Origin of the sequence: Paenibacillus sp. Mc5Re-14 (genome assembly GCF_001049835.1) — a bacterium.
In the GTDB taxonomy this organism is placed as follows: domain Bacteria; phylum Bacillota; class Bacilli; order Paenibacillales; family Paenibacillaceae; genus Paenibacillus; species Paenibacillus polymyxa_C.
The window spans coordinates 1,216,635-1,232,816 of record NZ_CVPD01000001.1; the positions used below are offsets into that span (position 1 = coordinate 1,216,635).

15 protein-coding genes and 1 riboswitch are annotated in these 16,182 nt (G+C 44.6%); of the genes, 8 read left to right on the plus strand and 7 right to left on the minus strand.

Annotated features, from left to right (window positions below):
- Positions 1-35: 35 nt before the first annotated feature.
- Together BN1546_RS05715 and BN1546_RS05720 are read left to right on the plus strand one after the other, a co-directional pair.
- Entirely contained in the window at positions 36-1,943 is a 1,908-nt protein-coding gene (locus BN1546_RS05715) for a 5'-nucleotidase C-terminal domain-containing protein (RefSeq protein WP_090736444.1), read from the plus strand.
- Between the two features lie 248 nt (positions 1,944-2,191).
- Entirely contained in the window at positions 2,192-2,863 is a 672-nt protein-coding gene (locus BN1546_RS05720; protein ID WP_013369766.1) for a 3'-5' exonuclease, read from the plus strand.
- 42 nt (positions 2,864-2,905) lie between these two features.
- On the opposite strand, the gene BN1546_RS05725 is transcribed toward BN1546_RS05720, so the two are convergent.
- The 3 genes from BN1546_RS05725 to BN1546_RS27235 form a co-directional block, all read right to left on the minus strand.
- On the minus strand, positions 2,906-3,889 hold the full coding sequence (locus tag BN1546_RS05725; protein WP_013369765.1) for a helix-turn-helix transcriptional regulator: 984 nt from the start codon (positions 3,887-3,889) through the stop codon (positions 2,906-2,908).
- Between the two features lie 71 nt (positions 3,890-3,960).
- Positions 3,961-4,728 carry a hypothetical protein gene (locus BN1546_RS05730; RefSeq protein WP_013369764.1) on the minus strand — a complete coding sequence of 256 codons (768 nt, stop codon included), beginning with the start codon at positions 4,726-4,728 and terminating at the stop codon, positions 3,961-3,963.
- 224 nt (positions 4,729-4,952) lie between these two features.
- Positions 4,953-5,108 carry a hypothetical protein gene (locus BN1546_RS27235; protein WP_013369763.1) on the minus strand — a complete coding sequence of 52 codons (156 nt, stop codon included), beginning with the start codon at positions 5,106-5,108 and terminating at the stop codon, positions 4,953-4,955.
- Positions 5,109-5,420: 312 nt separating this feature from the next.
- On the opposite strand from BN1546_RS27235, the gene BN1546_RS05735 reads away from it, so the two are divergent.
- The 6 genes from BN1546_RS05735 (at position 5,421) to queF (ending at position 9,832) form a co-directional block, all read left to right on the plus strand.
- The gene (locus tag BN1546_RS05735) at positions 5,421-5,861 is read left to right on the plus strand and encodes an SH3 domain-containing protein (protein WP_013369762.1); all 441 of its coding nucleotides are present in this window, start codon (positions 5,421-5,423) and stop codon (positions 5,859-5,861) included.
- Between the two features lie 25 nt (positions 5,862-5,886).
- Positions 5,887-6,591, plus strand: a complete 705-nt coding sequence (locus BN1546_RS05740; RefSeq protein WP_025679469.1) for an AIM24 family protein — start codon at positions 5,887-5,889, stop codon at positions 6,589-6,591.
- An 85-nt stretch (positions 6,592-6,676) separates the two neighbouring features.
- Positions 6,677-6,720, plus strand: a riboswitch (PreQ1 riboswitch).
- A gap of 134 nt (positions 6,721-6,854) precedes the next feature.
- Positions 6,855-7,538: a 7-cyano-7-deazaguanine synthase QueC gene (gene queC / locus BN1546_RS05745; protein ID WP_025679468.1), complete on the plus strand. Its 684-nt coding sequence runs from the start codon at positions 6,855-6,857 to the stop codon at positions 7,536-7,538.
- Complete coding sequence (gene queD / locus BN1546_RS05750; RefSeq protein WP_013369759.1) at positions 7,531-8,022, plus strand: 6-carboxytetrahydropterin synthase QueD; 492 nt, start codon at positions 7,531-7,533, stop codon at positions 8,020-8,022. The genes queC and queD overlap by 8 nt, the downstream gene beginning before the upstream one ends.
- Positions 8,015-8,908: a 7-carboxy-7-deazaguanine synthase QueE gene (gene queE, locus BN1546_RS05755; RefSeq protein WP_090736446.1), complete on the plus strand. Its 894-nt coding sequence runs from the start codon at positions 8,015-8,017 to the stop codon at positions 8,906-8,908. Before queD ends, queE begins: the two co-directional genes overlap by 8 nt.
- A gap of 426 nt (positions 8,909-9,334) precedes the next feature.
- Complete coding sequence (gene queF / locus BN1546_RS05760; RefSeq protein WP_007429143.1) at positions 9,335-9,832, plus strand: preQ(1) synthase; 498 nt, start codon at positions 9,335-9,337, stop codon at positions 9,830-9,832.
- Between the two features lie 129 nt (positions 9,833-9,961).
- On the opposite strand, the gene BN1546_RS05765 is transcribed toward queF, so the two are convergent.
- From BN1546_RS05765 to BN1546_RS05780, 4 genes are all read right to left on the minus strand, one after another.
- The gene (locus tag BN1546_RS05765; protein ID WP_013369756.1) at positions 9,962-10,795 is read right to left on the minus strand and encodes an AraC family transcriptional regulator; all 834 of its coding nucleotides are present in this window, start codon (positions 10,793-10,795) and stop codon (positions 9,962-9,964) included.
- A 217-nt stretch (positions 10,796-11,012) separates the two neighbouring features.
- A complete protein-coding gene (locus BN1546_RS05770; RefSeq protein ID WP_090736449.1) occupies positions 11,013-12,404 on the minus strand; it encodes a glycoside hydrolase family 32 protein in 1,392 nt (463 codons plus the stop codon).
- Positions 12,397-14,655, minus strand: a complete 2,259-nt coding sequence (gene bglX, locus BN1546_RS05775; protein WP_090736452.1) for a beta-glucosidase BglX — start codon at positions 14,653-14,655, stop codon at positions 12,397-12,399. Before bglX ends, BN1546_RS05770 begins: the two co-directional genes overlap by 8 nt.
- Before the next feature lie 18 nt (positions 14,656-14,673).
- Positions 14,674-16,080 (minus strand): sucrose-specific PTS transporter subunit IIBC, encoded by a 1,407-nt coding sequence (locus BN1546_RS05780; protein WP_013369753.1) that lies wholly within the window; start codon positions 16,078-16,080, stop codon positions 14,674-14,676.
- Between the last annotated feature and the right edge of the window lie 102 nt (positions 16,081-16,182).

Genomic DNA, 16,182 nt, shown 5'->3' on the forward strand with positions numbered 1-16,182 from the left:
AATTCATTCATTTTATGGGAGGTTGAAGGAACAACATGAACTCATGGAAAAAACTCTCGTCGATCTTGACGACCGCCGCGCTTCTACTTGGTTGTCTCGGCACAGCAGCAGCGGACCCAGTTGCTAATGCGGGAACAGCAGGAACGGGAACAACACCGTCTCCAGTCAGCGGTAAACACATCACCATCCTACATACGAATGATACCCATGCCCACGTGGTCGCCAACGACAAGGAAATGGGCTTCGCCAAGCTGGCGGGCATTATCGATCAATATCGCGCCGCCAATCCCAATACATTACTGCTGGATGATGGGGATACCGTTCATGGAACGACCTTCGCTACTTTAGTCAATGGTGAAAGTATCGTAAAAGTAATTAATAAGCTGCGCTATGATGCAATGGTTCCGGGTAACCATGAGTTTAATTACGGCTGGAAGCATCTGGTTGAGCTGAGTAAAGAGATTCAGTTCCCTGTACTGAGCGCCAACATTAAGCAAACGGACGGAACACGTTTGTTCCAACCGTATACTATTAAAGAAGTGGATGGCGTTAAAATCGGTATTATCGGCCTAACTACGCCTGAAACGGCATATAAAACCAATCCTAAAAATGTGGAAGGCATTCAATTCACCGACCCTGCGGCTGAAGCCAAAGCGGCCGTAGACGAAATCCGCAGCAAAGTGGATGTCGTTGTTGCTCTGGGTCACCTGGGACAAGATGCGTCCAGTAAAGACACCAGCCTCAAGGTCGTGAAGGAAGTGCCTGGCATTGATATTTTCATCGACGGACACAGCCATACCGTGTTGGAAAAAGGCTTGATCGGTGACAATGGCACGTTGATCGCTAGTGCAGGTGAATACACCAAGTATCTGGGTGTAGTGGATCTATGGGTCGATGGCGGCAAGGTTGTCCAAAAACAAGCGAAGCTGATCGATTCGACTCAAGCTGCTGACGTTCAGCCTAACGCTGAAATTGCTGCATTAATCGCCTCCATTCAGAAAGAACAAGAACCTATTCTTAAAGAGGTTGTAGCACAAACAAGTGTAGATCTGGAAGGGGCGCGCGAAAAGGTACGTGCGGGTGAAACCAATCTCGGCGACCTGCTCACCGATGCTATGCGTGACGTTACGGGAGCAGACGTGGCTTTAACAAACGGTGGCGGCATCCGGGCTTCCATCAAAGCAGGCACGGTTACCAAGGGAGACGTCATCACCGTACTGCCTTTCGGTAACCAAATCGTTACCCTGAAAGTGAAAGGCTCTGACCTTCAGGCCGCACTGGAAAATGGCGCAGCCTCCTACCCGGAACCGAGCGGGGGCTTCCCACAAGTATCCGGCATCTCGTTCAAAATAGACACCTTAGCAGCCAAAGGCAGCCGTGTTCACTCCATCCTGATTGGTGGAAAGGCCCTTGATCCTGAGGCAACATACACACTGGCTACCAATGATTTTACTGCTGTAGGCGGTGACCAATATACGATGTTCGCTAAATACCCACAGGCAGGTATGTTCGGATCGCTGGATGAAGCGTTAATCCGCTATATGCAAAAAGTGGGCTCTGCTAGCCTGCAAGCACAAGCGGCCGGCCGTATTCAAGAAGCCAAGGCAGACGGAAAAACTTCTGTCCCTGCCACACAAGCTGTGCCGTCTGCTCCGACCACGACGCCAGCACCTCTGCAGGAGATACCGCAATCCGATTCCATAGCGGCTGCGAAACCAGCACCTGTGAAACCGGCACCTGCAAAGTCTCAAACTAGCAAGCCACAGCAGGTATCGACTACTGCACAAGCTGCAAATAGCCATGTATATGTTGTGAAATCCGGGGATACACTGTATGACATTTCCCGTAAACACGGCACTACCTGGCAACAGCTTCAGCAGTTAAATAAGTTGAAGAATCCTCACCGCATTTATCCGGGGCAAAAGTTAGACCTCCCTGCCTAATTCAATAGCTAGCATAAGAAAGCAGCGTTCGGAATCCTAGTGGTTTCGGATGCTGCTATATGTTAGGAGTTTTTAGATATGCGATAGTCCAAGCCCATTTGGACATCGCATATTTTTTTTGAAAGCAAGCCTTTTAACCGCTGACAAGTTGTGAACCGAGAGGTATGATGGAGAAGAGTTATTCGGGCAGAGAACATTTGTCCCGGTATCCATCGGGATCAGTTATGTGTGTGGAAGGAGTCCTTTAAATGCAATACATTATTTATGATCTTGAATTTACCGTTAGCCGTAACGCCAGATATTCCTCCGAAATCATTGATATCGGTGCCGTCAAAGTTATTCATGGAGAAGATGGTCTATTCGTGGCGGATACGTTTCACAGTTTTGTGAGACCATCGAATCGGCCTGTAATCTCTACAGATACTGTTCAATTTACGGGTATTACTCAACGAGACATTGATGCCGCTCCACTCTTTCCTGAAGCTGTGAAGCAATTTATTGCCTGGCTAGGCACGGATTCGACCTATTATTTATGCGCATGGGGCCCGGATGACCGTCAGAAGCTGGTATCCCATTGTCGTACTCATCATGTAGATCTCGGTTGGATTCATAATACAAATGATATACAGAAGCAAATTTCCCGTCTGTTTAGTTCCAATGGAAAGTATCGTCAGTTGAGCCTGTCTCAGGCGTTGGAATTGTGCAACATTGAGTTTGACGGTCAACAGCATCGAGCACTGGATGATGCCGTGAATACTGCTCAGGTTTTCATGCACCATTTTGATCGTCTTACATTAGTTCATAATGCTGCCGATGATGAAGAAAGTCGCGGCTCAAAGCTCGTCTACTCTTCGCCAGAAGAAGAACAGGAGCAGTACAGTCCCTTCGGCAATCTCGCCAACCTGTTTAAGGACCGTTAAGCAGATAGCTCCCCGGCCCGTCCCGGGGGATCTTCCCCCCTGTTATTCTTGATTTCCAGCCTTCTTATCGAAGTAAAACGCCCCCCAGGTTCGCAGCATTTCTTGCATACGTTTGCGGTACCGTAAAGGTTCCAGAATCTCGGCTTCAGCTCCATAGGATGTGAGCCAATCCAGAAATTCACGGTCATGATTGACCGTCACCTCAAACAACAAACTTCCATCCGGCAAATCCTTGAGAAGAGGCTTGATGAACAGTTCCTCTTCTTTGACCCGATATACAGAATCGGCAGAAAAACGTACCACAAACCGAATATTTTGATTTCCTTTGGTCACCGACCAGGTACCTTTAAAAAACATTTCCATTTCAGATGTATTTTTTTGAAACGTATACGGCAAAATCCTCATATTCCGAAAGCGGCTGATCCGAAAGGTTCTCATGGCGGATTGCTTATGACAAAAACCAAGCATATAGAACCGCCGGTCTTGAGGAACCAAACAATAAGGATCTACTTGCACCAATGATACATCTTCATTTTGAGGCGAGCTGTATTCCGCTTCAATTGTCTGCTGCGTAAGACTCGCCAAAACAATCAGCCTGAGCAGATAGGGCTGGTTTTCCCGATCAAGTGTCGAGCCGAGCCGGATGATATTTTTCATTTCCTGCGCGAAGCTCGTCTGGTCCATCTTTTTTTTCTGACTAGAGGCCATCACTTTCTCATAAGCACTTTCAAAAGCTGGCGGTAAAAGAGGCTTTATCGTTTCCATCATCTCTCCCAGCTTGGTAAAAGCCTCTGCCTCTTCTTCTGTCCAATTCAGAGGATACAAAGCAAAATTGCTAATAAAAATGTACCCCTTGCCATGCCCCATATTCGCGATCGGAATATGCATAGCGCTTAGCGCCTCCATATCTCGGTATATGGTACGTTCTGATGTTTCACAACGTTCGGCAAGCTCTCTTGCCAATATCCCCGGATTTGCCTGAACAATAGTAATAATCCGCATTAAACGTATCAACCGATCAGTCAAGGAAGTCTCTCCTTTACAAAAAGATAGTAAATTAGACTCACTAATTTGCTCAAATAAACTAGCATAATTATCTATCTCAGCCTATCATTCTCCGTAAAATGAACATCTCCTATCGATATTTCCTTATTAAAAAAGACCTTAGAGCTATACGCTTTAAACGATACAAAAGGCCCACTCCATTTATTGCGTAGGGACAAAAGTAACTCGGCTTCCTCCAGATAGTCCATGTCTTCGCTTCTGGCTGCACATATAAGCAATTCATCTGCTTGTCTCGTAAGGATGAACGCTCCTCGCTCAGGTTCCCCTTTCTCGTACATACGCAATGCCTTTTTCACAATTGGGGACGTCTCATTCAGCTTTATGTATTTTTCCACCTTCGGGTTGGATGGCATGCTCAGCAAACCAAGATGATGCGTGTAATGGATATAGAGCTGGTCCGTCCGGATCAGCGTTCGCTTTTCCTGCGATGGCTTGCGCCAGCTCCACTCGATCATTCCAATCGTATGTCTTCCGGACGCGTGAGCAGGGATAGAAAACGTCAAAATAGCTTGTCTATATTTGCCCCGCCATACATCACCACAGTGAACAAACATGCAATCACCGTTTTCTGATTCTTTAAACCCGAGTCTCACCCCTTCAACTTTTAATAGATTTACCCCGTTTTCTGGATTGAACTGAAGTTGAAGGTCACATCCCGCTGCCTTCGGTATTAGGTTCCCTTTTCTTTTACGTATAGCTCCATAGCCCCATTCTATCAGTAGATTTACTTGTTTGGACCCATTCGCCGATATAGACTCTCTGTCCCATGTGTACGTTACATTGAGCATTGACTTCACCACTGGTAAATTCCCCCTAAAAGAACATGTAACTCTAAATTAACAGTGTTATCTGACACTATATTGTCAGGGAACATATGTTTGATTGTGAAAATTATACATGGTAATCTTTATGAAAGGGGACCTAATTCGCGAAATAACATTTTAATCCTTTCCAATTGCATGAATACGCAAAAATAGCCCGGCGTATGCCGGGCTACATGATAGTCTACTTCATATATTTAAACTTATGAAATTGAAGTTTCCGTTAAAGAAACATTCGTCTTTGTGCAAACATCGGATATAGGAGCAAAAGTAGTGCTGTCCACGATGAGCTCCTTTGATAATGGCTTTCCATTAACAGTAATTTTTAAAATGGTATAGTTTTGCTCTCTGTCGTTCATCTTTCAAAATCTCCTTCTATATCTATTTTTAATATATTTCAGCTCATATATTCCTATTCAAGCCCTGATCAGGTGCGGGTTGTTCTTTACTCGTTTGTTGGGAAAACTGCCGGAATGTTGCCGCTTCCTTGATATACCCGTTTTAAGGTACACTTAAACTAATATATCGAGTTTTTTTGATAATCTTTTCCCGTATTTGTCGTCTGTATATTCTAAAACCTGCATCCAAATCATTATATTGTACGTAACCATGTGATATGGGTAATGATCTGTAACATCTAACATCTTGGTTTATCAAAAGGGGGACATCTCTTGGCACGAGCAACTTGTCGCTTGGCTTTGTACCGCCGCATTGTCTGCGCTGCTATAGCACTTTTGTTTATTTTTGGGGTAACTCGTGTACCCGAAGTTCATGCTGCTTATTGGGATGATGTATATCAAGGCTTTGAGCAGTTTTCGCGGTTGCCCGGCGATGTGTACCAGCTCAAGGAAAGCTACCGACAAACACAGGAAGATCTGGAAAAGGCCCGCACCAGCATTGAAACCTATCAGAAGCAGAACGCCCAACTGCTGGAGCAAAACCGCAAACTGAACGACACTGTTACAGAATTAAAAAATCTTCAAACCCAGCGCGATCAGGCTTCACACCGAAATAAAATGCTCATCATCACGGCTATCATTCTGCTGGCCGGTTATTTTATCGGTATCCGACTGTTGCGTTACGGGATGCGTCGACGTTCGGGAAGATACTAACTGCCTGAAAGGATGAAAGGTCTGAATGGACATACAAGCAGGACAACACCATGATGAAAGCGTCGGTTCAGTCGTAACGCTCGACCTGACTGAAGGGGAAAAGCTGCACGTTCTGCATCCGCAGCAAATTATCGCCTATCGCGGCCCCAGTGCAGGCCGTAGTGATAAACTGATGAATATTAAAGGCATGTACCGCAAGCACAAACTGATTCAGGCCGATTTCACAGGGGCTTGCCGGCTAATTGCCGCACTTCCTCCTGGCTTTAGTCTGAAGATGATCAAGCTTGAAGGAAGCGACGATTTGCTATACGATTTCCGCAACCTGTTCTGGTACAGCGCCGGCATCCAAATGCGTACCAAGCTACTAAGCATGAAAAACATGTTGTTTAGCCGTGATGTCATTAAAATGAAATTTGACGGTATAGGTCACATTGGTATTTTGACACAGGGATTGGTATGTCAAGAACAGCTTCATCCATCGGAGCCGATCTATGTCGATGCGAGCAGCGTCATAGCCTATCCAGAAAACGCCAAGCTGGAGTTAACCGTATACGGTAACCATCTGGCCAGCCAGCATATGAACTATCATTTTAAAATGACTGGACATGGTACTGTATTATTTCATGCCGGTGAGCATCATCGGCGGCTTCAGCAGGATATGAACGACGATGGCGTGATCAAACGACTTTTAAGGGAAATCATTCCGTTTGGTGGAGTGTTTATCAAATAGTCCTGCCATGCTATAATGGCAATGCTATTAATGAAGCTGTCTGTCCTCGTGGCAGATGCTAATGAAGAAAATCCATGCATAACGCATGGGAGAGGTTCGCGAACTCCCTCTATAAAAAACTAACGATGCTTTGTCCTCCGCATTTGAAAATGAACTTGCGGGGCAAGGCCTGTTTTTTGTTGAAGCCGGTTCAAGAACTCTCTTTCTTCCACGTGACAAGACGCTGTGTCTTACACCATTCCAAGAAGATCGAGAGGTTTTTTATGTTTACAAACGAAAAAGCAGTCGTCGTATTCAGCGGCGGCCAAGACAGTACAACCTGTTTATTTTGGGCAAAAAAACATTTTGCCGAAGTAGAAACTGTGACGTTCGATTACGGTCAACGCCACAAGCAGGAAATCGAAGTTGCCGCCGGAATCGCCAGCGAGCTGGGTGTTCCGCAAACGGTACTGGATATGAGCCTGCTCAACCAACTTGCCCCGAATGCCCTCACACGCACCGACATTGACATTACTCAAGAGGAAGGCGAACTGCCTAGCACATTTGTAGACGGTCGTAATCTATTGTTCCTGAGCTTCGCAGCGGTTCTCGCCAAGCAAAAAGGAGCGCGCCACCTCATTACAGGCGTTTGCGAGACAGATTTCAGCGGCTATCCCGATTGCCGGGATTCCTTTATTAAATCGCTGAACGTCACACTGAACCTTTCGATGGACTATCCCTTTGTGATTCATACCCCGCTCATGTGGTTGAACAAGGCCGAAACCTGGCAAATGGCCGATGAGCTGAAAGCTTTTGAATTTGTAAGAACCCGTACACTAACGTGCTATAACGGCATCATTGGCGATGGCTGTGGCGAATGTCCTGCTTGCAATCTCCGTCGTGCCGGACTAGAGCAGTATCTCGCGGTGCGCGGAGCTTCCTCCCAAGGAGTTGAAGGTCATGCGTGAGCCAGGTACCTTTCGCATTGTCGACAAGCTCCAGCAGTTCGGGACAGACATTGAGCGCTCTCAGCTGCGCTATCACCGCAAGCGTGTACTTGTTAGCAAACAATTTACGTTCGATGCAGCACACCATTTGCACTGTTACGAAGGCAAATGCAAAAATCTGCACGGACATACTTATATCGTCGTATTTGGCATAAGCGGTATACCGGGCGAAACAGGTCTAACGCTGGATTTTGGAGATATCAAAACGATCTGGAAAGAGCGAATTGAGCCTTTTCTGGACCACCGTTACTTGAATGAGACGCTTCCTCCAATGAATACAACGGCGGAAAATATGGTCGTCTGGATCTTTGAACAAATGGAGTCTGCCTTGACCTCGGATGCATACTGCAATCGTGTTGAAGGTGGACGTACCGAATTTGTAAGGTTGTTCGAGACACCTACCAGCTACGCCGAGTTTCGACGGGAGTGGATGTTCGATGAGTAATACTGTAACTGCTAATACCGTAAATGCTATTACCGTAACTACTCACCAACCTACGATAACCCTCGATAGGGCTAAAGCAGCCCCTATTCCTGTGCTTGAGGTGTTTGGTCCCACCGTTCAGGGCGAAGGTATGGTCATTGGTCGTAAAACGATGTTTGTTCGTACCGCAGGTTGCGATTACCATTGCTCATGGTGCGACTCCGCCTTTACCTGGGACGGCAGCGCCAAGGATCAAATCCGTCGTCTCAGTGCCACTGATATTTGGCAGGAACTAAAGTCCATCGGCGGCGAACGGTTCTCGCATGTGACCCTTTCCGGAGGCAATCCTGCCCTGCTGCCACAGCTTGGGGCGCTGATTACACTGCTACGCAGTCAAGGCATTGCCACCGCTGTCGAAACACAAGGCTCCCGTTGGCAGGAATGGCTGTACGATATCGATGAAGTGACCTTATCCCCGAAGCCGCCCAGCTCTGGCATGACGACCAACTGGGAGGTGCTGGATGATATCGTAACCCGTCTGTCAAACCAAAAGATAGCTGGAGCGTCCAAGTCTGCGACAAACGTCTCGATCACAACGTGCAGCAAGCAATCGGAGGATGAATCAGTCAGACTCTACACTGGTGCATGCAGTTTGAAGGTCGTCATCTTCGATGACACCGATCTTGCCTATGCCCGCACCATTCACGATCGCTACCCACATATACCGTTGTTCCTCCAGACGGGTAACCCAGATGTGAACACGGAGAACACCGGACAGATCGCGGAGTCTCTGCTCCATCGTTATGAATGGCTTATCGACCGCGTCATGGACGATTCCCGGCTCAACGATGTAAGAGTACTCCCGCAGCTCCACACCCTCGTATGGGGCAACAAACGCGGTGTATAACATGCATATACAATATATTCCATATGGTCTGTATGTGATACACAATATACGCCAAATTCACCGTAGTACTTTTCAACATCTATAACTATAAATCAAGAGAAGCCCTCGTCCGCGAGACGGGGTTTCTCAATAAAATAACGCTCCTTAAATATAAGGAGCGAAATTTCACTTCTGCCCAACCCACATGTAAACGGGTAGGGACTTTATGGTGTTGACGGCGGTCGGCAGCGGAGCGGAGGATTTGAAGCTGGAGAAGCGTTAGCGTTCGCCTTTGAAATGGGATTCTAACCTATAGATCTTTTATCAGAAAGAATCCCATTTCAACAGCGATCGGAAGCTCAAATCCTTCGCGAAGCGACCTCCCCACCACCATAACTCCCTCTCCCTTTTACCAAACTAAACCAACTTTAAGGAGCCTCACTCAACATGACCGGAAGAAAACCTGAAGAAATGACCGACGTTACCCTACTTGGCAATCAAGGCACACAATACACTTTTGCCTATGATCCCGCCATTCTCGAAAGCTTTGATAATAAACACCCGTACCGTGATTATTTTGTAAAATTCAATTGTCCAGAGTTCACCAGCCTGTGCCCGATCACAGGACAACCTGATTTTGCAACTATCTACATCAGCTACATTCCTGATATTAAAATGGTTGAAAGCAAGTCCCTTAAGCTGTACCTGTTCAGCTTCCGCAACCACGGTGACTTCCATGAAGACTGCGTCAATATCATTATGAATGACTTGATTAAGCTGATGGACCCTCGCTACATTGAAGTATGGGGCAAATTCACGCCACGCGGCGGCATCTCGATCGACCCGTATACCAACTATGGCAAACCGGGAACCAAGTATGAGCAGATGGCAGAGCATCGTATGATGAACCATGATATGTACCCAGAGACGGTGGATAATCGTTAGGCTGATCCTCTCTGTGCACTTGCATACAAATAAACAAAGGGCTGTCCCAAAGGTCACAAAATGACTCAGGGACAGCCCCCATTTTCTAGTCTATTGAAATCATCCATAAAAGGATTACGCTTGTGTCGTTTACACACTCAGATCAAATTTTGATTTTTTATATTCATAAGGGGTTTTACCCATAACTTCCTTAAAAGCTTTTCTAAACGATTTTTCGTTGGGAAAGCCCGCCTCGTAAGAAATTTCTGTAAGTGACTTATTCGTTGTTTCCAATAAATCGATTGCCTTTTCCAAACAAAGAATTTGCTTGTACTCCGTAAACGTCTGACCTGTATATTCATGAAACATTCTCGACAAATACGCCTCTGAATAGCCGCAGATTCGGGCTGTTTTCGCCAGACTAATATTTTCAGCGTAATGCTCTTTTATAAAATCCATGATCGTCTTTATCTTTCGCTGCTTTTCGCTAAATACCTCTGGCTGTATGTCTGCTGTCTGACTAAAATGATTAACGAGCAAATACTTAAGCTCAATAATTCGGCTTTGCTCTAAAATATAGTCATATTTCCCTTTGGAAATATGCAGGTTATATATATCCATAAATAACTCTCTTAATTTAGAAAGTATAGTATGTTCAACTTGTCTCTCTTGCGTGTTTAATTGGATGAATACTTGTTCATTGGCAAAAAAGGTAGCTGGAAATTGCAATACAACAACTTGATTTTCCGTAATACTTTGGGTGGAGTGCGGTACATTGCTATTAATAAAAAGTGCATCCTTTTCCTTCAAAATGGTTATCTTTCCTTCATGCCACACTTTGAGGCTTCCACTTGTACAATAGATTAATTCCATATTGCTGTGAAAATGCATGGGGATGACTCTTTCTGTATCTGTCGATTGAAACATAAAGAGGTTAATCATTTTTCTTCTGTCTATTTCAATATGTTCATAAATTTTTTTCATACGACACCTCATCAACCAGCTATGAGTAATCAACAGTAATTTATATTCAGTCATATACTCTAATACTCATACTATACCGATAGTAAAATGCCTACACAAGCTGAAATCTCTTCAGCCGACTAAGACAAAAAAAAGGCAGTTCTTCTCGCAAACGGAGAATGAACAGCCTTTCCTTGCCTGTTTTTAGCTCTGCAGGTGAAAGATAAAAAATATCGTTTTAATGATTGATTATGGCTCCACATTCCTGCAGCTGATAAAGCTCAATTTCTCCTTCATTATCTCCTGCATCAAGCATCACACTGCGCTGTTCCGTATCTTCCAAGAAATAACGCAGAGAAAATACTTCCTCGCCTTCGTTCACAAAAATCTCCAGACTTGAGCTTTCTATAAATATTTGCATGTCTACAAGTTGATTGGCTAATGTTGCTTTTCTGTACTCCCTCTGGTTCGTCAACCAGTTGGTTCTCCATACGGTTAAACTGTTTTCTTCTGAATCATAGTCAATTTCCACAGCATTTCTTACTATCATTTTGAAGTTCTCTGTAAGCTTCGAAAAATGAACAATGCATTCCACCTGCAAGGAAGGCAGCATCCAAACCCCATTTTTGTGAATGTTCTCCTTAGAATGCACACCATCCAATCTTAACAACTGTAATTCCGGTAATGGTTTCTGGTATAGCACACCGTTAGACAACACTATTTCTCTAGGAAGGGTCAGCGCATGAATCCAGCCTTCCTGAATAGTTGGAACAGCCCTCTCTGCTTCTTCATTCATGGCGCTCATCCATCCGAACATAATGGTTCTATCATTCACCTTAAATGATTGTGGCGCGTAGAAATCAAACCCCCGATCAAGCTCTTTAAAATGGGCAAGGTTCCCGCTGAATTTTCCTGTATCCATGAATTTCCCAATAATATATCCCGATTGGTTAGGGTTTCTATAATATTCGCCTGCCTCTGGTAAACCCTGAGGAGAGAAGACAAAAATATCATTTTCCGCAAATTGAAGTAGATCAGGACATTCCCACATATATCCAAATTCATGGCCATGATCCAAAAATGATCCTAGACATTCCCAATCAGACAAATCTGTAGATTTGTAGATAAGCGTTTCTCCAGTCAGATCCTCTCTTTGAGCGCCCACGATCAGCCACCAGCTCCCGTTCCGATCTCTCCATACTTTCGGATCTCGGACATGTCTGGTATAGCCTTTGGGATGTTCGAACAAAGGACCCATTTTCTGAAAATGCTCCCCATCTTCCGAAATGGCTGCGCATTGATAGCTTTCCTTGACTCCATCATTTCTGATTACATTTCCTGTGTAAAACAGATACAGCATTTCATCATGAACTATAGCGCCTCCAGAATAAATGCCATCCTTGTCATACCATTCCGAAGGCTCCAGCGCTACACCCTTTCTTTGCCAATGCACCAGATCGCTGGAAACAACATGGCCCCAGCATTTATTTCGATGTTCGGTTCCTTTGGGGTTCCACTGATAGAAGACATGATATTGTTGATTGAAAAAGGCAAGTCCATTAGGATCATTTAATAGTCCGTAAGAAGGAGTAATATGATATTTAAGATGATAAGCGTCGCTTTTATTCATGTCTATCCTCCGGTAACAAAGTAAAACTAAAGCTTAGCAAAATTTCTTGTGAGCTTGAACCGATATAAACCTCAAATTCGCCTGGCTCACTCTTATACTCCATTTCACGTCCATAAAATTTAAGCATGTCCTCATCCACTGAAAATTCCACAATTGTAGTCTCGCCGCTTTGTAAAAATACTTTTTTAAAGTCTTTTAATTCTTTAACGGGTCTTGCAACACTTGCAAATTTATCGCGAATATATAATTGAATCGTTTCTTTCCCAGCATACGTTCCAGTATTGGATACAGAAATACGGATATCCACTGACTCATTTGTTTTCATTTCCTTTTGGCTGACGGTTAACAGACTGTATTCAAATGAGGTATAGGATAGGCCATAGCCAAACGGATACAAGGGTTCGTTCACTTCATCTATATATCGGGACGCAAAGCGATAAGAGCCATTTTCCTTTAAATTCGGTCTTCCTGTATTCAGCTCATTGTAGTATACCGGAATTTGTCCGACGCTACGTGGAAAGGTCATCGCTAATTTCCCAGACGGATTTACTTCCCCATACAGTATATTGGCCAGCGCTTCTCCGCCCATCGTTCCCGGATACCAGGCCTGAACAATGGCGTCCACTTTTCCAGCAACATCGGTAAGGATCAGAGGTCTTCCACTATATATGATCAGAACAATCCTTTTGCCCAATAAGCTTAATTCATGAAGTAGTCTCAATTGCGGCTCTGGAAGCGTCGGATTCGTTCGTGATCCACCTTCTCCGCTCTGATAAATACTTTCTCCCAAGGCAAGGACTATGACTTCTGCTTCATTTGCATTCCTAATGGCTTCTTGCAGTAAAACTTCCTCGGAACCTGTTTCAACAGCCAGCTTGTCCGCATATTTATCGAACGTTTCCCTTGCATCAGGAGGTAGCAGATAACTTCCTCTGCAAACCGAAAGATTGTCGGGGCCAACAAGCTGTAACAACCCCGTTTTCAAATTTATAGTGTCTGTCTGCTCTCCCTTAATCGCCCACATGCCCAAGGTAGAATTTTCTTCTGCATAGGGACCAATCAAAGCTACCTTCGTTTCCTTTGACAACGGCAATACATTATTTTTATTTTTCAGCAGCACAACGGATTCTTCTGCCAAGGACAGTGCCGCTTGTTTATGTTCGTCTGACAGAATACTGCTTGTTGAACGTTTAACAATTTCCTGTAATCCGCGGTATGGGTCCTCGAACAGCCCCAAATCATTTTTCAGCTTTAAGACACGATATACAGCTTCATTCAGAAGCTCCAACATATAGTCATTATTAGAAATTACATCTTTCAATTGATTAGCGTACACTGCCGTCTTCATATCCACATCTACACCTGCCAACAGTGCCAGCCTGGCAGCGGAAGCCTCGTCTTCGGCATAACCATGCATGATTAACTCTTCAATAGCGGCGTAATCCGAGATCAATACACCGTCAAAATTCATTTCCTGTCTTAGTACATCACGGTTAAGCCACTCGTTTCCAGTCGCAGGGATACCATTCAACGTATTAAAAGCCGTCATGACAAGCTTGGCACCCGCTTCTATTGCAGCTTGATATCCAGGCAAATAATATTCTCGCAATGCATGCTCCGATAGATCCACAGCATTGTATTCACGTCCGGCGACAGGCGCTCCATAAGCGGCAAAATGTTTGACGCAAGCGGCAATTTTATTGGCTGGCACGGCTGTACCTTTCAAGTTGCTGCCCTGGATTCCCAGAACTACGCTCTGGGCATATTTCTTTGCCAACAATGTATCTTCTCCAGGCGATTCCATCACCCGCCCCCAGCGGGGATCTCTAACCATATCTACCATAGGAGAAAAGGTTACATGAATGCCTTCATCGTAGCATTCCTGAGCAGCAATCGAAGCCGCATTCTCTATCTCCTCATAGTTCCAACTACATGCTTGAGCAATCGGAATCGGGAAGATGGTTCGGTATCCATAGATAATATCTGCCATGAATAACAGCGGAATTTTATGAACCGATTTTTCCAAATAATCAGTTTGCAACCGGATTATTTTTTCCGGGTTGGTAATGTTTAATATGGAGCCCGTATTATAAATATTATAGTCCGTATTTAGCCCTAGTTTTTTCAAAGGGCCCGTCACAACCGTATCCATGTCGCCTTCAAAAAAATCACCGGTTAGTTGGATGAGCTGGCCAATTTTCTCTTCTATTGAAAGACTGTTCAATTTTTCAAGCAATGTTTTGTTGTCCATGATTTTCTCCACTAAATTTTATTTGTTCTCTATTTTTTCTTTAAATCCAAAGATCCACGTCAACGCAAATGCTACACCAAAACCGATTACACAAACCAAAGCATACAGAAAAATTTGATTATTCAGATACAATAACAAACCAGGTATAGCTGTAATCGACATGCCTGTTGCTTGAACATTAAAGATACGTGCAAAGAATCCTCCAACCGCTCCTCCAATCAAGCCCATCACGAATGGTTTGCCATATCGAATGTTCACCCCAAAAATAGCGGGTTCTGTAATACCGAGCAGTGCAGACACGGCAGACGGGTAGGCAATAGATTTGGTTTTTAATCTTTTGGATTTCAAGCCGACAGCTAACGCCGCACCCGCTTGTGCACAAATAGATGCCGAACTGATCGGGTTAACCATATTCCAGCCGCCATCCACCAGCATCTGTATTTCGATCAGGTTCAACGCATGGTGCAGTCCGGTAACGACAATAATCTGATTAATGCCGCCATAAATAAATCCGCCAATGCCAAACGGCAACTTCAAAATAGCTGTAACTGCCGATAATATTAAAACCTCTACTTCATGGAAGATGGGACCAATCACGAACAAGCCCAGTACCAGTGTGAGCAATAATGTCAGAAACGGTGTCAAAATCAAGTCCAGTGCTTCGGGAACGGATTTCCTGATTCTCTTCTCCATCATCGCTCCCACGATCCCTATAATGAACGCCGGCAGAACTGAACCCTGATAGCCTGCGATTTTGATGAAGCCCAAAAATAAAAGAGGTTCCTTCACATGTTGAGCGACATCCCAGGATGTAGGTAAAGAAGGACTTACCAGCATGAGTCCGAGCAATATCCCCAAGATCGGCGACCCGCCAAATACTCTGAACGCTGACCAGCATACCAGCACAGGCAAAAAGGCAAACGCGGTATCGGTCAGTATTTGTGTAAATAATATGAAATTCGCAGAAATATCATCCGGTGTAAGTCCAAATAACTGAAGCAGTGCAGGCTGAGTTACCAAGCCCCTAACTCCCATAAACAATCCGGTAGCTACCAATGCTGGGATAATGGGAACAAATACATCTCCGAAAACCCGAATCATTCTTTTGAAAAAGTTGTCATCTTGTGTTGAGGCCTTCTCTTTCAGCTCTGCCTTTGATGTAGCAGATACGTTCTGGCCGACCATTGCTTCGTAAACCTTGTTCACGGTACCGGTTCCAAAAATAATTTGATATTGTCCGGAGGTAAAAAACACCCCTTTTGCCTTATCAATATTCTCAATAAATTCATCATCAATAATGTCCCTGTCTTTTACAATCAATCTCAACCGTGTAGCACAATGTGCCATAGAAATAATATTGTCTTCTCCGCCAAGCCCTTTAATGACATCCTGGGCTATTTTAACGTATTCTTTCTCAAGACTCATCAGTCTTCTTCCTTTCCTCTGTTCCTCTTAGTTAGTCTGTACCTTTAAAACTTGGACTAATATGCTTCTTAAGAATAACATGACTGCGCTTTCAAACAGCGC